The organism is Mesorhizobium sp. WSM4815, assembly GCF_055811575.1.
On the sequence record NZ_JBVVQS010000085.1, the window covers coordinates 109151 to 128040 of the forward strand.

Sequence of the window (18890 nt, forward strand, 5' to 3'; positions counted from 1 at the left end):
CGCGCGGGCCTCCGGATGGCGTTCCATGCGACTGGGCCTACACCAAAGGCGTGCTGTGGTCAGCCGTGGGCTCGTCGACGGCTGCGCGCATGCCTCGGGCCGCCGCATCGTGGCGGCGCGTGCGAGCCGGCGGGCGAAGAACCCCCTCGACCTGCATCCAATTCTCCGGTTGGGTGACCAGCACCGGCGAGGCCCAAATGGAATCGGCGTCTTCGTAGTCTCCCTTGAGCTGGGATCGTGCCTGGCGGAAGGAGTGGCACACCTTAAAATCCGACGACAATAGCGACTTGTAGAAGGCCCTTGCGAAGTCGACCGCTTTGGCATCGTCAAGATTCCATTCGAACCCGATGGTCATGGGGACTTTATTGCTGGCGAGTTCGATGGCGGCTTTCGGAGCGCTGCTTCGGCAGCAGCTGAGATACACGAGCTGCACGCTTGTCCCCGCCAGCCAACCTGCGACCTTGGCAATCGGCACGACGCGCGGGTTAGGCGAGCCGGAGAAAACGAGATAGCCCCTTTGGTCCCCCCTTGTGTCCGAAGCGAAGATCGCGTGCCCGGCAAAGTGCATGACATCGTAGCGACGCGGATGCTTTTTGAGCTCTTGCTCAAGCGTTTCGGCGAGCGACCAAGTGTCGGCATCTGCCACTGATGATAAAATCTTGACGTCGACCCCCGAGCTTTCGGGTGCGTCGCCAACCTTGCTTTGCCGCCTGCCCTTGGTGCGGAGCATTTTCAGCATCCGCATCTCGACTTCAACATGGTCAAGAGGTTCGAGCGGGCGACCGAATTTGTTCCAATAGTTGTTCCAGGTATCATCCTGCGGTCCGACCAGCTTTGAATGGGAAGACACTTTGGATCCCACACCCAAAATGCTCAGGTTGCCGACGTCGCCTTCAAAAGACAACTGAATGTTGTCGTAGCGTCGCGCCCTGCGAGTTACGCTGTTTGTGAGCATCAGGAAACCGTCACTGCTCCTAGTGCGTATTGATTCCCAAAGGCCATCGAACACAGCAGGCTCGAGATTAAACCGCAAGCGAATATTCGATCCCACGGCTCCCTCCGCGAGGAGATAATATTCAGAAAACTTTGTCCGCCAAAGCATGTGGTGGACTCTTTCACCCAGTGAAGCATAATGGTCATACCAACGCTTGCGGAAAGCTTGCAGTCGAACGTTGGAAACGTTCTTTCTGAACCGACGGGAATCCTCCAGAAATTTCGTGACTTCGTCCTTGTCGAGGTAGAGCGGAGCTATCGGGCGATCTTCCTGTGGACGTTGGCGATCGTTGATTTGAAGTCGCACCATGGAATGCTCCACGTCTTCCAGCACGTCGACTTCAATCAGCGCATACGGCAGCGGCAATTCCAGTCGAACTTCGGATAGTGCTGCGTTCGATGTTGCGCTCGTCTCGTCGGTGGAAAGCGCACTTGTCGGTTGAGCGCTCACCACGCCGAGGCTGCGGGCAAGCCGCACGGATAGGCTAATGTATTCCGTCCCGGGGTCGACCAGAAGCATTTCGGAGCGCTTCATGCGCTGGACATCCAATAAATGCTCGCCATGGTTTGTAACTAGAATCGATGCTGGGGGGGATCCGGTCCCCTGTATTTCCTTCAGCAGATCAAGACCGGATTGGGCGCCGCCGTCGCGCCTCGGTCGGTCTGATTGAAGATCGGCTTCGACAATGATTAGCTCTCTCTCCGGTGCGGCAATCTGCCCGTGCAGTTCTTTGACGTCTTCAAGTGATCTTGCTGTGAAGATTCGACCGCGATCCGCCGGACTCATGAGCTCTCTAATCCTTTCCGCGCAGTCGAGAAGCTGACCCAACTGATCCGTGTCCCCGGTTGCGACAATGATCGTCCATTTCATCGCTTAATTCCTTCCGTTCCGGCCGAAGGGAACTGGATCAGCAGCTCTTCACGATCTTGCGGTTGTCGCCGGCGGCGAAATGCGCCTTTATAGTCGGCGGCAATCCGGCTTAGCGCATCGTCGCCGAGAGCGATATCTGCTCGGGTCGCCTCGACCAGAGTAGCAAGTTCACCGTTTGCATCAATCTGCTGAACTGGACCCGACATGGAAACCTGCACCGAGTCGCCGACATCACTGACGGTGACTGTTATCAGGCCTGGTCCACAGCGCGCGCGCAGGAGATAGGTCAGCATGGATTCAAGCGCGAACACGAGACGGTATTCGTCGGCAGAAACCCACCGTTCTTGCTTGGAGGCAGAGAACTTGATGAGTTCGCGGCTCAGTTGCGGAAGTTGGCCGATAAGGTAATTGAGGATGCGGTTGACCTCGGCTTTGCCGGATTTCACGGGCAGTTTGTTGCCATAGGAGGCCATCACTCGATCGTAGGTCAGCTCGATACGTCCAAGTTGGCGGACTGCCTTCTTCGCCAGGTCAACCAGACCTTTGTCAGTGGCTTTCTGCTCAAGTTGCTGGACGAAACTTGACACCAGAGAGAGAGGCACGCGAACTTGGCTGGTCGCCTCTGCAAGCGCGGCCTTCAATCGCTCGAGGTCGGTCTCCCATTGCAGCTTCGTCACATCCTGCAGACGGACGACAATGTGATCGAATTCTTCCGGCAAGGTAAAAACGGACATCAAAACCGTTGTCTTCTTCCGGCGAGACCCAACAATAGTGGTCAATGTAGGGGCCGATCTCCTCTCCTTGAATACGGCACGGCCTTCTGAATCGTGCAAGAATTGCCAGAGAACAGCATGCACTAACGACTCCCGTTCGAACATTTGCGATGCTTTTTCATTGCAATCGAGGATATTGCCCCCGATCCCTGCGATGACTACAGCCTCCGGGAAAGCATCGACCAATTGTCGGCGCACCAGATTCTGAAAGAGGCGCTCGATTGCTGGCCCGATCTGCTCGATAATCGTGTTGATTGCATCGTAGTCAGAGTCCGTGAAGGCATGCGCGGTGTCATCGGCAACGCTCAGCATCCACAGAGCGCGCCCTCGGGTCCGAATCGGCATGCACAACTCGGACATAGTTGCATCGGTCACCCCCAATCTTTTCCTCGCGGTCAGAAACGCTGTGGCCTCCTCACTACCATCGGTCGGATCCTGCAGTATGACCCGATCATCGCGCTGATAGGCGAGACCTTTCAATCCAATGTCGAGAGGTTGTTTGTATAGGCTGGCGCGGCGCCCTGATCCGCGCCTGGCCACTGCTAGCTCCTCGAATTGCTGGCGAATAGCGTTGACTCGGAAGATCGACACGGTTTGAAAATTGTAATGCTCGGCAATTCCGTTGACGATGGTCTGCGCAAGCTCCGTGTGGGATGTGGACGCCCATATCTTTTTCAAAAACCCGGAAAAAAAGCGCTGCTCGGTGCGCTCTCGCTCCCGGAAAATAGCTTGGAGTGTCTGGTCAAGGCCGAGAAGGCGGAGCGTTTTTTTGCTCGCGGAATTATATTTGCCGATCTCCTTGGATTGCAAAGAGAGCACACCCAATACTCTACCTCCGGAGACTACCGGTATGGTGATGATTGATTTCAGACCTGCGGCGAGCGCATCCTGGACATCGAGATTTGTTGTAAGGAGGAATTTGCCGGGTTCGGAAGACAAAAGGAACTTCTCGTAGTCAGGTATCCACCCTTTGGACACTTCAACCCAATTGCGATATTCCTTCGGAATCGGGAACCAGCGTGAATGGGAAGTAGGGCGGCCTGCCGGATAGCGGCAGAAAGAGTGCGAATGGTCGCGATTTGGTGTAAAAATGACGAGGTCAGCCCAATCGAAGTCCACGAAGCGCAGGACAATTTCGATGAGTCCATCGAACAGCTTCTGCACATCGGTCTCCGTGGCGAGAAGTGTAGCGATATCCTCGTGCGCGCGCTCGTAGTCGATCGGCTGTAGGGAAATAAGTGAACCGGAGAAGGCCTCAGTCGAGTCGAACAGTGGCGTGCTGGTTAATCTCAGCTTCACCTCCTTGCCGCTTTTCTCTGTTCTGAACAAAGCCTCATATACGCCGCCGCGACCTTGGCGGCGCATGGCGCTCTGGCGCTTGACCGTCCGTCTGCTTTTCGCATCTGTGATGAACGTTTTGGCATCGCGCCCAATTGCTTCATCCTCGGAAATCTCAAGCAATTTAAGTGCCGCAGGGTTGGCGTGTATAATACGTTGCCTAACGTCGAGTTTGACCATGCCGGTCGGCGCGGCGTCCAGTGCCTTCCGATCGGCGTTGAAGAGGTCTGTCATGTCAACGAGCAGGGCGTAGCCGCTACTGCGGCCAGCGGTCTCGATCCTGCCAAATTCGGCCAGCACCGGATACTTTCGCTCACCGTTGAACGTCAGTTGGAAAAGTTGACGCGGCGAATTTCCGATCGCGGCGCGAACGGCCTCTGCCATCTCGCCGAAGTAGCTCGCCAAGGGTCTCCCGATACAGTTCGGGTCGAATTTACGCATCGCCGCGTTGGCGGTAACGATGACTCCCTCGCGATCAATTTCGCAGAATGCGTGAGCAGTTTTGTCCATGAAACTCTCGTGTGCCGCCGAAGTGCGGACCACACACTCGCTGATCGTGCGGTCAAGCCTCGTCCAGCGGTCGATCACTAGGTTCCACGGCCCTTTGACTGCGGCGATGCTCTGTTTCAGACCGGCAGCATCGCGAAAAAGCTCTATGAGCGTGTATCCGGGTCCCCTCAACTTCGAAATCAGCTCCTCTACAACGCCCTCTTGGCTCTTGTCGCTGATTATTCTCCTCAAGAGCTCTGCTTCCGGTCTGTCGGATTTTGTTATGACATTTCCGCCGGATTCAACAGATACCCGTCGCTTTAGCATTGCAGCCTCCTCTAGATGCAGCGTGCAGGAAGGCACTTCGCTTCATTTCCATGGGCACGAAATGGACGTCGAACTGAGCTGTTGCGACGGGACCGAAATGCACAGACGTCCGAGATGGACTCTCGCCCGTGTCCAATGGTCGGCTCTCGCGCCTAAGCTCCTGAAGGTAAAAACAGAAGCATGAATTCAGGGCGATTCAGGGCGAGGTCAAAGAACGCCGCCCGCGCATCTTCGCCCATGAACCTGCCGAAAAGTATTGTGCCGCTTTCTGAAATATTTTGCAACCATAGCTAAAACAGCACGGCCTAAAATATGGGTCGGTGCTCTGCATTTGAAACACACAACCCGGTTTCGCCTAGTGCGAGTAAATAAGATCGATAACCTAATCCGATTGTTCGCTCTGCCGCACTGCCATCTCTCGAGCGACCAGCCTGCGCTGACATGTTCAGATGCCGAGTAGGGGCGGCTACAACGCATCCGCTGCTCGAGACGATATCTTTTCGGTCCCGCCTGCAATGATTAGACGATTGCCCAAGCCGCTGAGTTCGGGTCCGTAGGTGCAGAGCAAGGCAAACTAGAAGTTGTGCTGCAAAAATATTTTTGTATGTAGATATCCAACAATGGCACCGGTTTTACTGTCGATTAAAGACTCTGGCGTCGCTTCGAAAAAGAAAATTCTCGAATCTGCTCGCCTTTGTTGGGGTTTGGTGCGATTATGCCGTTAAAAAGGGAGGCGACGGTGGCAAAGAAATGGGAACTGCGGATCACCCGCGCAGGGGAGCAGATACGAAATAGCCGACGTAGAACAACAGGAAGATACGAGGTCTTCCACGATGGCGTTAAAGTGGGCGCCCTTTCCGGGGCGACTGCAGAGACGAAAGGACCTGGTGACAACAAGACTTCCGGCAACAATCGCTGCGTCGAAGCCGGCACCTATAATCTCTTCACCCAGGCAGGCAACAAATATGTAACGATGGGCTACACGTCGAACGTGAATCCCGCGGCACTTAAGCGACCGGGCCTACTCCTGCTACCGACCGGCAAGCGGATAGGAATTCTGCTTCATCCAGGTCGCGGGTTCCTTTCGTCGATCGGTTGCATCAATCCAACGACCAAGCTTGCAAACGCCGACGATGACATGGCGTTTGTCGATAGCCGCAAACGCGTCATCGCCATTATCGATGACTTGAAGGCGTTCCTTGGCTCCTCTTTTCCGGCGACCAATGGCTCCAAGATTCCGAACGCGATGGTCGTGATTCAGCAAGCCTAATCTCGCACCAACCATCGTGATGCTTACCTCGGGGGGAGCATCGCAAGGAGCGAACAGCAAAGTGACCACGGGGCCTAAGTAGGCACGCGACGTGCGCTGATTTTGCTAAGCGGCAGCCGTTGCGCACAGACGTGGAGACCTGGAGATCGATCCATGCCAGCAGACGATGAAACTAGGCTGATGACGCCGCACAAGTCGACATATCGTGGCGGCAACACCTTCATTCCCTTTGATCTCGAACCGCAGGTCTACGGCGAGATGTCTTTCGCCGAGCTCGTGACAGATGTCCTGAAGCGGCTGGCAGGATTCACACGGACACGACGCGACTATTACGACAGGAAGCGCGCCACGAGCACAAGATGGGTCTTCGGCTCGCGCATCTTTCTTGCCGTTGCCGGAGCGCTGGCATTTCTTTTGACCGCCGCCGCCGCGGCGTTTCAGCTTGATCCAGGCTTTATGCCGTGGAGCCGCGTCGCGCTGATCCTAGCCCTCGGAATATACGCTGTGATGGGTGCCCTTGCCTTCTATGAGCGCGCAACGGACACGGCGAGCTCTTATTTTCGTTACGTTATCGCGATCCTTTCCATGCGCGATCTCTGGACCAAGCTGCAGTTTGAGGTGCTGAAAGAACTGGAGCGGACTCGCAAAGCGACTGATGTCAAAGCGGCAGAAATCGCAGCGCGTGACCAAATCTTCGCCCTCGCCGAAGCGTATTGTATCGATCTCGACAAAATCACGACGACGGAGGCGACGGAGTGGAGGACAGAATTTCAGACTTCGGTCGGCGAGCTCGAAGAGGCGGCGAAGAAAGGCAGTGAGGATATCACCAAACGGATCGAGGATCATGTAAAGGCCGCCCAAGCGGCGGCCGCTGAAGCAAAGGCGGCTGTGGAAGCGTTGCGTCCCGGGCAGATCAACCTCACCATCAAGGGCGATTTTGACGGTGAGGTGACTGTCCTGCTCGACGGCGCGGAGGCCGCCCGTAGCGCCGGTAAATCCATCGCGCTCGACAACGTTCGCGTCGGCGCACGCAGAATAGCGACCCGAGCACATTCAGCAGGCAAGCAGCTCGAATCCTCGCAAATGGTGGACGTGAAAGCTGGAATTCAATCGGTCGAACTTAGTTTCTAACTGCTCAAAAGGGTTCCAGATGACCACCGCTGTTCAAGATGCAATGATCTGGATGAACGACACATTCGGCACGAAAATTGACGCGAAGCTAAAGAATACCCCAATACCCAAGGCACTGGTGGTTTCAATAGGAATCCAGGAAACGTTCTACATATGGGCAAAGACGTATAAAACGGGCACGCCGGAAGATGTTCTCGAGCTGTGCGTGGGCGACACCTTGGATTTTCCGAAGCGCAGGAGCGCATGGCCTAAAAATCGCACCGAGCTTGAGGCCGCCCCCAAGGGCAAGCCGATGTTTAAGGTAGCCCGCGCCGCGCTAGATCGGATCGCCAAGATAAATTCAGGCTACAAGACGGTGGTCAAAAACCCGGACAAGTTCTGCCACGGTTTCGGCATGTTCCAGCACGACATCCAGTTCTTCAAAGATGACCCTGACTATTTCCTCGATGGTCGATGGGCCACGTGGGATGGGACACTGGGTAAGGGCATTGTCGAGCTTCAGAACGCTATCAGGGGTCTATATGGTGCCAACAAAGCGACATTGTCGCACAAGGAGTCCGTGTTTGTGGGGATAGCCTATAACCGCGGCGTCAAAGGCACGAAAAAGGACATGGCCTCTAAAGGATTCAAACAAGGCCACAAGGACGACAGAGGCATTTATTACGGCGAGCATATTGACTCAAACTTGACCGTCGCGAAGGGTCTTTTTTGAGCAGATCGGTCATTTCTAAGTCCGTCACAAGGTTACAAAATGCTGAGTAAGTATTTGATTCTATTCATGTAGTCCAGAGTTCAATCCTCTCTCGCAGCACCAGTTTATCCCCTTGAAGTCCTTGACACGCAAGGCTCTCGTGATCGCTGCAGATTCCTTCAACGGAATTGGTTGGCACAAGATCGACAAGCGCAGCGCCTCGACATCGACGTGTATCCATTCCCATACGATGAAGGTGATGTGCGACGAGATCCAGCTCCAACGGCCAGAACAGGTCATAGCGCCCGGGAATCAGCCATGCGTGCGAACATCCTGGCTGCACAAAGCATGCCGGCTGGGATTTTCGCGAGGCTTGGGCAAGCCTCGCGCAGGTTCTGCTTCGAACATCGCGCCGAGAGGGAGCGGTTTCTTTTAGAACGTCAACCAATCCGCCATCCCTTCGCGTCTGAAGCCCTACCGGGTTTGACGTCGATCAGCCTCGTGCCGCCGAAGGATTTCTACAACGCGATGGCAAGACTTTAGGCATGTCACCGTTTCGCGGTGTCAGCATCCCGCTCGTCGCGTCTGAGGAACTCGCTGGTGACCGTGCCGAGTTGGTTTTCCAGCCAATCTGCCATCGCCTCTTCTTCGCGGAGGTTTTCTTTACACGCTCTCTGGGTCTCGGAGTCGCCGACCTCGCCGGCTGCGGCAATGAGCATTTTGTAGCTGGCGATTTCCATATGCTCGAATGTGTAGCTAGCCAGTGATCCTTTCATCACCTCGTCGCCTGCAAACATGCCGCTGATGTTCTGTCCGATGGCGATTAGCTTACCGCCGGCATCCTTCAGCGTCGAAGATCCGTCGCCGATCCGATCGAGGCATTGTTCAAGACGTTTTGCCTGTTGCCTCGTTTCTTCGAGATGCATGTTCATCCGGTCGCGAATCTCGGGATAGTTTTCGAGACGCTCGATTTGGCCGCTCAACATGGTCTCGGCTTGTTCTTCCATGGCGTGAGCGTCGCGAAGCCACTGCACCAGACGTTCCTTGGAGTCTGTCATGTCTGTCTCCGTTGGTCAGCATTGTCTTACTGCCATCGCAACGCCGCCACAGACTGTTAGTTCCGATCGCCTGCAAAGCGCAGTCGATACCCGGCGGTGACGACAACCCGTCCCGCAGGTCGCTGCCTCCCCGGCCAAAAGCCCTCGAAGTGCAACGTTAGCGTCAGCTAATAGTGCTCTGTGAGCAGTGGCTGTTGCCTGGTAGGCGCCGGCCGGCAGCTTTGGGTCGCCGCAGGAACAAGCTCCAGAGGTTAGGGCGGTGAGTATCGCGCGATACTTAGGCCAACAGTTCGAAAAATCCTGCCCCCAAATCAGATCAGAGTGGCCCGAGGACAAATGTGGCCAGTAGGGCAACAAAAAGCACAGCGGCGATCACGGCGCCCCACATGAGGACCCTTCCTGTGCCGCGTTGCTCTTCCTCGCGAGGTATCTCTTTCGCCATAGCAAGCATCCTTTTTGAGAAGTTCGGTGACTCAGCAACGTGTCTTGCGGAGGCTGGTTCCCGGCAGCCATCTTGAACAGGTCAGCTTTCGGAGGGGCCTATTGATGCCCTGGTTCATTTGGATGTTCCCTTGGACCCACGCCATGGGCGCGCTGTCGCAAGAAGTCCATGCGAGGCACGCCGGTTATGGCACCGAATTCTTACTGCTAATTTAGCTGGAAGTGATGGAACCTGTTTGCCCCCGCCAAGTTCGTTAGGCAATGGAGGAGATTGCCGCCATGAACAGTGTCATTTATCTCATCGGCCTTGTCGTCGTCGTGCTTGCGATCCTCTCCTTTCTCGGATTCCATTAGGAGATACCATGCAGCGCGAAGACGATCAGGGCCGTAAGCCGGCCGATTTCGAAACAGCCAAAAGCGAACTGTCCGAACGGTTCCAGCAGGAAACGCAGACCGCGACAGAGGCGCTACACGACGCTCGCGACGAACTCGCCAGGAAGGCGGGCGACTACGCTGCTGAAGCGAAGCAGGCGTTGTTCGACAAAGCCGAGGGAACACAGCGCGATATCAGCTCCAACCTGAAGGCCTTTAGCGGAGCCTTGCGAGCAGCAAGCGAGCATCTGGCCAATAACAATCAACGGACCGCTTCGAAGTTCACCCTCGATGCCGCCGGCTCGCTTGAACGCCTTTCATCTTCGTTGAAGGACAAACCATTCGAAGATGTTCTTGGCGAGATGCGGTCTTTCGGCCGCGAAAACTCAGGGGCGCTGATAGCCGGCTCAGTATTGGCAGGCTTGGCGCTGGGGCGGTTTATCAAGAGCACGCCGCCATCTGCCCGGACCGAGACACCGAGTCGATCGCAAACAGACGGGGGTTCAGAAACGGTTTCGAACTCGGATCAGTCCGCTACGCGATCGGCAGAGGCACCTGACACTACGCCGCCCCCCTTCAATCAGCCCAGAGACGACAGGGATTTGGCAGGCGCAAGCCTGGAGCAGAACCCATGACCAACAATCAGGAAAGTCGCGGCCTCGCAACCCTCGTCAGCGATCTGGCACAGCAGGTCACAAGCCTGCTTCAAACCGAAAGTAGGCTGTTGCGGGCCGAAATGTCGGAGAAAATCAGCAAGGCCGGCGCAGGCGCCGCCGAGGTTCTGGCCGGCGCCATATGCCTTCTCGCGGCCTTGATGGTGCTTTTGCAAGCACTCGTAATCGCCCTGGCGAGTGCCGGCCTGGGAGCGGGATGGTCCTCACTGCTGGTTGGAATCGTCGTCGCGATACTGGGGACCATTCTCTTGCGCTCCGGCACGAAAAGCATGGCTCCTTCTGAGCTGACGCCTGATCGCACACAAGACCAACTCAAGCGCGACGCGCGCGTGATCAAGGATCAAATAAGATGAGCGAAAAATCCGCAGCCGAGCTCGAGCGCGATGCCGACATCGCCCGTGCTAAAGTAGCAGACACCGCCGATTCGATCCGCAGCAAGATGACACCGGGTCAATTGATCGATGAATTTACCGGGATGTTCGCCGGTGGCGAGGGATCTGCCATGCTTGGCAATCTCAAGTCGCAAGTCAGGGACAACCCGTTGCCATTGACGTTGATTGGAGCCGGCCTGGCCTGGCTGATGCTGGGCGACGGCACGTCGGCAACCAACTCAGCTGCCGCCGCCTATCGGACAGGCACAGCTCCTGACGCTTTCTCTAACTTGCGCGGCGATGATTTCAGCCAGGGCAACGAAGGGTCCGGAATCGGGGCGATGCTCTCCGATACCGCCGGTTCGGTTACATCAGCAGCAAGCGACGCGGCCGAAGCTGCAGCAAACGCTGCTACGGGCGCCAAGGAGAGGATGACAAAAACCGCCGGACAGCTCGGCTCAAGCGCCAGCGAGATAGCGGCTCGGACGCGCCAATCGGCACAAGACCTCTTCGAGCGCGAACCGCTGGCTATCGCCGCAGTCGGCCTTGCGCTGGGCACTGCCATCGGGGTGATGCTGCCCCACACAGCCACAGAGGACGAGCAACTTGGCGCCTACCGCGACAAAATTCGCGACAGTGCGGAGGAGGTTTTCGAAACGGGCCTGGAGCAAGCAAAGCAAGTTGCCGCCGAGGCCTACGAAACGGTCAAGGAAGAGGCCGACCGGCAAGGCTCGGGTGGAGATGCAGGCACCCTAGCAGGCAAGGTCGGCAAAGTTGTGGAATCGACCGCAAACAGAACTGAGGAAGCCATTCGCGATCGTTTGCCGGGGTCGTCGGACGAGTCTTCTACCACCACATAGCGTCGCCACCAGCCTGAATGACGCGCTTCCATACGATGTCATCCGGCACCGTCGCCGGTCGTAACCACACCGGATCGGAAGGGATTGCGGATGTGGTCTTGAAGTAGCGGCATTCACAATGGCGGCTTTGAACGCGGCGAAGGTCTCCGGCGGCACGTCCTCAAACTGGTAACATTTACCGCTGGCCACGAACCACGCCGAGAGGGTTCTCCGTTCCGGATCGTATTCCGTTTGCGAATCGAGGTGAACGCCATAACGCTCACACCTTGGTTCGGCGCGGGCCTGCTAGGTTTCTCCCCTTTGGGTCCTATGACGGTAGTTAGAAGATCGACAGATCGTCCTGAACGCGGGTCTGCAACGACCTAAACTTGCGTCCCGGTCCACCGCGTGAAGGTGGACCGACCCCGCTACCGCGACGTCGAAAGCCGGCGCTTCAAGCAGAGGCGCGCCTATCGGGGATCGCTTCGCCGTCGGCACCTGACCCGATCGTTCCAGGTCGGCCTGATCCGGTACCTGAACGACCGCCTGGAAGAGCTCGCCCCCGTGGAAAGGGGCCCGATCCTGGTCAAGACTCACCACACGAGAAGGAGTTCGCGCCAACCCATCCCGAAATACGGCTGGTGTGTCGAGCATCGGCCCGCGTAGCGACCGACGCCTAAAGGCCGGCAGACAGGCCGCCGACAAGGTCAACCTGAATCGCGCGTTGGGCAACCAAGTCCGAAACCAAGTTCGCACGATATTTGGAATCAAGATTAGTCGGGTTGCCTCCCCGGCCGTAAGCCTTGAAGCGGAACGTTAGCGCGCGCTGATGGTTTTCTTTCAGCAGTGGTTGGCAATGCGACGTCAGAGGCATCCAATGTTGACCGTCGAAGGAAAATGGATATGGGACAGCTGGTATTGCCGGGATGATCAGGGACTCTGGCATGCCTTCTTTCTGCAGGCCGATCGCTCGCTAGGGAATCCCGAACTGCGACACTGGAATGTCACCTGGGGCCTTGCCACCAGTCCTGACCTGCGCAAATGGACGTATCGGGGAACGGTTTTCCGGCCGAGCAAAACTCCGTCTTTTGATGATCTGACGATCTGGACCGGCTGCATTGTGCGGAACGACAGGAATTCATGGACCCTCTTCTATACCGGGACATCACGCGCTGAAGAGGGCAAAATACAACGGATCGGACGCGCTAGTAGCGCCGATCTAGTCCATTGGAGAAGGCAGGGCCTTGCGCTCGAGCGCACCGGTGAGAATGCCGAGTATTACGAGGGTTGCGTTCCGCGGCGCTGGAAGGACTGCTCGCTGCGGGATCCTTGGGTGATACGTGACCCCGAGGGCTCTGGCTGGCTGATGTATTTCACGGCCCGATCGCCGATGCCATCGGATACCAATGCCTCTGGTGCAATTGGCGTTGCCCATTCGCACGATCTTGTAAATTGGCAGCTTCAGCCTCCGGTTTATGTCGGATCTTTCGGGGAAATCGAGGTCCCCCAAGTCTTCCAGCGGGGCGACAAATGGTTCTGCCTCTTCTGCACACATTCACAATGTTGGTCGGAAGAATTCAAACGCAACTATCCGGGAGAGCCGGTAGCGGGCATCCACTATCTTGCTGCCGATCATCCCTTGGGGCCATGGAAACCGGCGGACGGTCCATTCCTATACGGCACATCCGACTGCGAGATATATGCCGGGCGCCTTCTTACACATGGTGACCAGGACTATCTACTTGCCTTCATCTCGGGTCCGGAGGAGCGGTTTTCTGGGACAATCTGCGACCCTATTCCAATCCACTTTGACGCGTGCGGAAGATTGGCGTTGGTCGAGCCACTATCTTTAGATCCGCCGGACTGACTAAAAGTCCCTGCTCTTATTCACGGTCGGGCGATCTGAAACATTGGGCCGAGCGCGGCCTGCTTTCCGCAGGCTTGTCTGCGGCGTCGGCCGAAAGGGGCTTTGCAAGGTGAATGCGTCTGGAAGAATTCCCTTTTCGACCTGGTTCCAGGTTACGGGAGCCGCAATTGGAAAGCCAGGGCGGGCTCTTGGCGAATACGCACCTACCGCGGTGTTTCCACGCCCATTTCGGAGATAGTCGAGGAAGATACGCCCTACGCGGGCGAACGGCGCAGCCGACAACAGGTAGCGATCGGGATGCTTGTTGACCAGCTGCTGCGCCAGCCTGCGTGCATACTGCCTGGCCGCATCGTGCGTGATCCCAGCGTTCAGCGGCGCCATCACATGCAGGCCTTTGCCGCCGGTCACCTTCGGCCAACTGTCCAGTCCTGCTGAACGCAGCATATCGCGGAGCGCCAAAGCCGTGCCGGCAACTAGCTCCCATTCGACTCCTTCGCCAGGATCCAGATCTATTACGAGGCGGTCGGCATGCTCGATATCATCAATGGTGGCGTTCCATGGGTGCAATTCGACAACGCCCATTTCCACCAAGCCAAGAAGCCCATCAAGGTCATCGACCCACAGCCTCACCCCTTCGCCACCTTCGCGTTTCTGAACTCGCAGCTGATGCACGGCATCCGGGACTTTGGGCAATCTGCCCTTGTGATAGAACGTGACGCAGTGGGAGTGGCGAACCAGCTTGAGCGGGCGTCGGCCGAGGTGGACAAGCGCCTTCCTCGCTACCTTCGTCCAATATCCGATTAGATCCTCTTTCGAGGGCACGACGGCGTCGGGCAGCAATTGCAGAATATTTTCGGGCGGGACGCCGAAACTTTCATCGGACGGCCGCTTGCGGCCTAGAGGCGGCGCGCGGGCTGGTGGGCTCAGATCATCGCGCAGCCCCTTGAACACCGCCTCACGCAGCAGTCCGTCATCGGTGATCCCGCTATATTGGATTTCGGCCTCGACTGCCGGGTGCACCCAAGTTGCCTTGGGCTTGTCTATCGGTTCCGAGAGTGGAGATTTCGCCACAATCAGTGGGTTCAATCGTTCGCGCACTTCGCGTGCATCGCGCAGGCTGTAGCCGCTTTGCGCCTTGCCGGCATAGTGGACGCGATTCCCCTCGCGGCGGCCGAGATAAAGCGAGGCAATCCTGCGCGGCTGCGCCCCCAGCTTCTCGACGAAGGCAACGATCGGAAAGTTGTCGCTCTTGATGCATTTGAGCTTGAGCCAACTCTCCTGCCGGCCGGAGCGGTAGCGGGAATCTGCACGCTTCGACACGATCCCCTCCAGGCCCATTTCGCAGGCGTGCTCGAACACTGTCGGGCCGTCGCCCTCATAATGATCGACATAGACCAGCGCCGGCGGCGCACCCTTCAAGAGACGTTGCAAGGCGCGCTTGCGCTCCACCAGCGGAGCGTCCCGCAGATTCTTGCCGTTGAGGTGAAGCAGATCGAAAGCGTGGAAGATCAGCTTCGTTGACTCAGCTTTTCCAAGCTCGCGGCGTAGTGCCTGAAAGTCAGGAAGCCCGGTAGCGCCTAATACAGTCGCCTCGCCATCGATGATTGCGCGCTTTGCTTTCAGCTCAGCCGCGGCACCGACAATCGGGCCGTATCGGTCGGTCCAGTCGAAGCCCCTTCGGGTGAAGGCCTGCGCCTTGCCCCGCTGGATGATCAGCTGGGTCCGATAGCCATCGTATTTGATTTCGTGAATCCATCCATCGCCCTGGGGCGGCTTCTCGACCAGCGTGGGCATTTGGAATTCAATGAACGACAGCCGGCCAATGCCAGGCTCGGTAAGCATGCAATTGGACTCCAGACGCTTCGATTTGAATCAATATCCCCGTTTCGAATCGGTTCCGAAAAAACAAAGTGAGGTCAGGCAGTGCTGGCATTCTCCCGTGTGAACAGAACTTGATCCCGCAGGCCCGCGGAAGCGAAATCGGTTTGCCGGCGTTGCAATTGATTCGAAGCTCACAGGAGAACGATATGGGCGATGACATGAGCGAGCGAGATTTCCGCGACCGCGTGTCCGCCGGTGACGACCACGAGATCGAGTATTTTGCCCAGCAGAACGGCGTCTCGGCAGACCAAGTCCGCCAACTTATCAAAGGCAACGGCAACAACCGGGCCGCTCTGACAGAAGCCGCGAGGCGCTGCGTGAGCGGAAATGAGAAACAGCGAGGCCAGCCAGCTACAGGGTAAAGTTCACGACCGGCCGATCAAGCCCGGGGCGGACCATCTCGAGCGCTGTCCTATCCGCCGGCAAGATTTCGATATACGCAATCTCGGGCCAGGCGCTTCATCACTACGAGCCAGAGCATGAGCTGCTGTCCTATGAAGATGCGTAGGAGGTCTTGCACATGGCAAACCACCCAGTTCGGGGCACCATCACACACTTTGGCACGTTGACGTCGCGCCCGCAGGCGTTTTTGATTTTCCTGGCCTATGCCGGGCTTTGGCTTGTCTATGACGCACGCAGCCTCGATTGGCATTCGATTGCGACGCTGGCGACACGGGCCATGACTCTTTTCATCCAGCGCGCCGAATATCGCGATAGTCAGGCCCTGCACGCCAAAACGGACGAACTGCTTCGCGCCGTCGGCAAGGCTGATAGCAAGACGGTCAAGGTCGACAAAGAGGACCTGAAGAGATTGAAAGAGAATGAGAGCGAAAGCAGCAATGAGATTGATCGATAACGAGACCCGGCATAGCTGCGCGAAACCGTTGCAGCCCCAATGCGTTGGGTTGGCCGCAGGTTACCGGATGAGCCGACAGACCATTGCCTACGGGAGAGGACTGGCAATGGTCTGTTGGATCAGAGGGACTTCCAGATTTAGTGTCCTGCTATACCTTTCGGCACCGCGGGCTGTGATCCCAGTCGCTTAGGTCACTCGATGACTTTGATGATCTTGCGTGTGCCTGGATCAACGACAACAGTCCGGTTGTCGACCATCACGTAACTGTATTTGGTGTCGGGAACTTCATGAAGCTCGACCGTCTCGGGCAGCGTTGAGCCGATATTGAGCTCTATCCCAGGGACCTTCACCGATGCGAGCGGCTGCTTCTTCACATATTCCCTGATGACGGTCTCCTGTTCAGGCTCGATGACTACGTCCTGAGCGGCAGCAGCGCCGATACCTGCCAGCAGCAGAAATCCCGCGGCTGCAGTGGAAAGTCGCATTTTCATAGTTGCCTCCTATGTGAGTCCTGTCGCGCCGAACAGCATCGTCACGCGCGATACTCACCGAACCCGCAGCAGCTGCAAAAGTTCCTTTGGCTGGGAGCTTCGGGCGGATCTCAGACAGGACCCAAGTCTCACTGTTCGCGTAACAGACTGGACATCGCATCATCCGGAACCGCGGCTGCCCGTAGTCGTTGCTCACTGCGAGTTCACGGGAGGAGCCCATGGAAATAGCGTCCACCAAGCCCGCTGGTTACTCGCTCCGGCTTCGCCGTCTCCATCGCGTTCCTGGCAATTGGAATGGTCGTTAGCTAGGGAATGCCAGCAAGAGACCACCGCCATTCCTCGATTTGCGGGTGGTCCTGACCACGTCCGCCTAGGCGGGGCCTGTCAGCGGTTCCAAGGTGGCGAGGGCGGGCATCACCTCACATCAGATCTTCAGCAACTCCGTCGAATTTCTTGAGGCCTTCGCTTGGGGGCTTCTGCTTATGAAGTCCCTGTACTGTTGCAGCCGCCTCGAAGGCGGCGAACGCAGCTTGGTGACTGCAATGTCCGGCCAGGCATTCCTCGATCATTCGGATTGCTTCAAGCCGGGACGGCTTGTCCATGAATGGCCATGGTTGCTGAAGCGCTTTCGCAGCGTCGGTTATCGACGCGACCACCATCGGCCTGTGATTCAGGTAGATTGTAATCGGGACAAACGCCGTCATTTTCGTCGCTTCCCAGGAGTGAAGGCGGTTAAACGCGAAGATATGGCGGTGGTTGCATCATCATCGTGAATTCAGGGCGCCGCTGCCCGACGCGAACGGCCATGCAGGCCTTAACCGCCGCCAAGATCCAGGACGTCGATGCGGTCGAGCAAAGGCGCGAGGCGCCGTTTCGTGGCAGCATGCCGACGTTGCGAATAAATGCATGTGTGGAAGGGGATACTCGCTCCGGTTGCCCTTCCAGCATTTGTTGACTCTTAAGATTATGTAGAGCTAATATAGGGGGTGTGACAATTCAGGGGCCAAGCTCTCTAAGTTGATCTATTTGTTTTGTTCGTTTGAGACTTAATTAAAGTTTGCGACCAGCATAAGCAAATCCCACAATTTTATGAGGATAGGTCGGAGATGCAAGTCCTATCTTTTACTGTGCTGAGCGCAGGATTGTTAAGAACGCTTCTGATCGCTGACCAGCCTGTTCAGGGCAATTCTTATACGAACGACCTTTGCCCTTGTGAGATTCGCGAGAAGCTTCTTCTCGATGACCGAGTCGACGTAGTCGATGTCGCAATCGTCCTTGCGGCCGATATGTCCGGCTCCATCAACCAGATAGAGGCCACGCTACAACGCGAGAGCTACGCGGCTGCTTTGGAATCATCGACCGTGCTGAAGGTGATCAAACAGGGTATGCACGGCAAGATCGCTGTCACTTTTGTCGAATGGTCGAGCCGCGGCTCCTTAAAAACGCGGCTGGATTGGACCGTTCTCTCTGACGCGAATGATGCGTCGGCTATCGCGGAAGCAATCCGGAAAAAGTCGCAAGGCCAATACCGTGATCCGCACAGTGCGAAAACGTCGATCTCATACGCCATTGACGTATCTGTTGATGCGTTTGACAAACTTCCTGTCCCGACGTTGCGCAGGGTCATCGATATCTCAGGCGACGGAACAAACAATGACGGATATTCACTTGAGGAAAGCCGCCAGAGAGCGCTTCAGAAAGCCATCGTAATCAACGGTCTCCCGATAGGCGCGGAAGTGGAAAATGGTGAGACGACTGCGGAATATTATGAGCGGCACGTTATCGGGGGGGCCGGCTCGTTTATCATTCCAGCCGACAGCTCGGCTGAATTCCAATGGGCCATAATAAACAAGCTAGTCCGAGAAGTAAGTTCCATATCCAGCGAGACACGCTCTTAGGCTGCCGACGGCGGCATTCGCGGGCGACCCACGGGGTTGACGCCCTAATCGTGCTTAGCGACAACGCGGCCGACCGTGGAGGGATGGACGTCGAACAGGCGGGTCGGCCTCGGACGCGCTCGCTGGCATTGGTCACTCTTCGCCATTTGTCTTCGTATTGCGCTCAGCTGAGTTCTTGGGCGAGTCCGATGAGGAGCCCTTCAGGCCCACGGATGTAGCAGAGCCGATACGCGTCTTTATACTGGACTACTTCGCCTTC

18 protein-coding genes and 1 pseudogene are annotated in these 18890 nt (G+C 56.8%); 11 read left to right on the top strand and 8 right to left on the bottom strand.

The features are described 5' to 3' along the window. Positions 1-37 precede the first annotated feature (37 nt). Both AC0L2B_RS09500 and AC0L2B_RS09505 read right to left on the bottom strand, forming a co-directional pair. Positions 38-1864, bottom strand: a complete 1827-nt coding sequence (locus AC0L2B_RS09500) for a CHAT domain-containing protein (protein WP_473745088.1) — start codon at positions 1862-1864, stop codon at positions 38-40. Next, on the bottom strand, positions 1861-4791 hold the full coding sequence (locus tag AC0L2B_RS09505) for a PAS domain S-box protein (protein WP_473745089.1): 2931 nt from the start codon (positions 4789-4791) through the stop codon (positions 1861-1863). Before AC0L2B_RS09505 ends, AC0L2B_RS09500 begins: the two co-directional genes overlap by 4 nt. Positions 4792-5530: 739 nt before the next feature. Here AC0L2B_RS09505 and AC0L2B_RS09510 point away from each other — a divergent pair. The 4 genes from AC0L2B_RS09510 to AC0L2B_RS09525 all read left to right on the top strand — a co-directional run bounded on the left by AC0L2B_RS09510 (position 5531) and on the right by AC0L2B_RS09525 (position 8426). Further along, positions 5531-6061 carry a hypothetical protein gene (locus AC0L2B_RS09510; protein WP_473745090.1) on the top strand — a complete coding sequence of 177 codons (531 nt, stop codon included), beginning with the start codon at positions 5531-5533 and terminating at the stop codon, positions 6059-6061. A gap of 153 nt (positions 6062-6214) precedes the next feature. Further along, positions 6215-7192 carry a hypothetical protein gene (locus AC0L2B_RS09515; protein ID WP_473745091.1) on the top strand — a complete coding sequence of 326 codons (978 nt, stop codon included), beginning with the start codon at positions 6215-6217 and terminating at the stop codon, positions 7190-7192. 19 nt (positions 7193-7211) lie between these two features. Then, positions 7212-7904 (top strand): hypothetical protein, encoded by a 693-nt coding sequence (locus AC0L2B_RS09520; protein ID WP_473745092.1) that lies wholly within the window; start codon positions 7212-7214, stop codon positions 7902-7904. Between the two features lie 297 nt (positions 7905-8201). Next, positions 8202-8426, top strand: a complete 225-nt coding sequence (locus AC0L2B_RS09525; protein WP_473745093.1) for a hypothetical protein — start codon at positions 8202-8204, stop codon at positions 8424-8426. A gap of 5 nt (positions 8427-8431) precedes the next feature. On the opposite strand, the gene AC0L2B_RS09530 is transcribed toward AC0L2B_RS09525, so the two are convergent. Further along, positions 8432-8941, bottom strand: coding sequence for a ferritin-like domain-containing protein (locus tag AC0L2B_RS09530; protein ID WP_027155497.1), 510 nt, complete (start codon positions 8939-8941; stop codon positions 8432-8434). A gap of 803 nt (positions 8942-9744) precedes the next feature. On the opposite strand from AC0L2B_RS09530, the gene AC0L2B_RS09535 reads away from it, so the two are divergent. From AC0L2B_RS09535 to AC0L2B_RS09545, 3 genes are read left to right on the top strand one after another with little or no spacing between them, the layout of a single operon-like run. Continuing rightward, the gene (locus AC0L2B_RS09535) at positions 9745-10389 is read left to right on the top strand and encodes a hypothetical protein (RefSeq protein ID WP_287053141.1); all 645 of its coding nucleotides are present in this window, start codon (positions 9745-9747) and stop codon (positions 10387-10389) included. Beyond that, complete coding sequence (locus AC0L2B_RS09540) at positions 10386-10781, top strand: phage holin family protein (RefSeq protein WP_287177822.1); 396 nt, start codon at positions 10386-10388, stop codon at positions 10779-10781. The genes AC0L2B_RS09535 and AC0L2B_RS09540 overlap by 4 nt, the downstream gene beginning before the upstream one ends. Next, a complete protein-coding gene (locus AC0L2B_RS09545; protein WP_027155576.1) occupies positions 10778-11659 on the top strand; it encodes a hypothetical protein in 882 nt (293 codons plus the stop codon). Before AC0L2B_RS09540 ends, AC0L2B_RS09545 begins: the two co-directional genes overlap by 4 nt. Here the strand turns inward: AC0L2B_RS09545 and AC0L2B_RS09550 are convergent. Continuing rightward, positions 11552-11848: a hypothetical protein gene (locus AC0L2B_RS09550; RefSeq protein WP_473745094.1), complete on the bottom strand. Its 297-nt coding sequence runs from the start codon at positions 11846-11848 to the stop codon at positions 11552-11554. The two genes, AC0L2B_RS09545 and AC0L2B_RS09550, sit on opposite strands and share 108 nt — an antisense overlap. A gap of 667 nt (positions 11849-12515) precedes the next feature. Between AC0L2B_RS09550 and AC0L2B_RS09555 the strand changes: the two genes are divergently transcribed. Beyond that, the gene (locus AC0L2B_RS09555; RefSeq protein WP_473745095.1) at positions 12516-13505 is read left to right on the top strand and encodes a hypothetical protein; all 990 of its coding nucleotides are present in this window, start codon (positions 12516-12518) and stop codon (positions 13503-13505) included. Here the strand turns inward: AC0L2B_RS09555 and ligD are convergent, their stop codons facing one another. Then, complete coding sequence (ligD, locus tag AC0L2B_RS09560) at positions 13506-15347, bottom strand: DNA ligase D (RefSeq protein WP_473745096.1); 1842 nt, start codon at positions 15345-15347, stop codon at positions 13506-13508. 185 nt (positions 15348-15532) lie between these two features. Here ligD and AC0L2B_RS09565 point away from each other — a divergent pair, with 185 nt between their 5' ends. Further along, positions 15533-15748 carry a DUF3606 domain-containing protein gene (locus AC0L2B_RS09565; protein WP_473745097.1) on the top strand — a complete coding sequence of 72 codons (216 nt, stop codon included), beginning with the start codon at positions 15533-15535 and terminating at the stop codon, positions 15746-15748. 158 nt (positions 15749-15906) lie between these two features. After that, positions 15907-16242, top strand: coding sequence for a low affinity iron permease family protein (locus tag AC0L2B_RS09570; RefSeq protein ID WP_473745098.1), 336 nt, complete (start codon positions 15907-15909; stop codon positions 16240-16242). A 191-nt stretch (positions 16243-16433) separates the two neighbouring features. On the opposite strand, the gene AC0L2B_RS09575 is transcribed toward AC0L2B_RS09570, so the two are convergent. Together AC0L2B_RS09575 and AC0L2B_RS09580 are read right to left on the bottom strand one after the other, a co-directional pair. Further along, a complete protein-coding gene (locus AC0L2B_RS09575) occupies positions 16434-16733 on the bottom strand; it encodes a DUF1236 domain-containing protein (protein ID WP_091597134.1) in 300 nt (99 codons plus the stop codon). A 419-nt stretch (positions 16734-17152) separates the two neighbouring features. Beyond that, positions 17153-17437, bottom strand: coding sequence for a DUF982 domain-containing protein (locus AC0L2B_RS09580; protein WP_473745099.1), 285 nt, complete (start codon positions 17435-17437; stop codon positions 17153-17155). Between the two features lie 402 nt (positions 17438-17839). Between AC0L2B_RS09580 and AC0L2B_RS09585 the strand changes: the two genes are divergently transcribed. Continuing rightward, positions 17840-18631, top strand: coding sequence for a DUF1194 domain-containing protein (locus tag AC0L2B_RS09585; RefSeq protein ID WP_473745100.1), 792 nt, complete (start codon positions 17840-17842; stop codon positions 18629-18631). A gap of 163 nt (positions 18632-18794) precedes the next feature. Here the strand turns inward: AC0L2B_RS09585 and AC0L2B_RS09590 are convergent. Continuing rightward, positions 18795-18890 (bottom strand): annotated as a pseudogene (locus AC0L2B_RS09590) (VOC family protein); the annotation flags it as partial.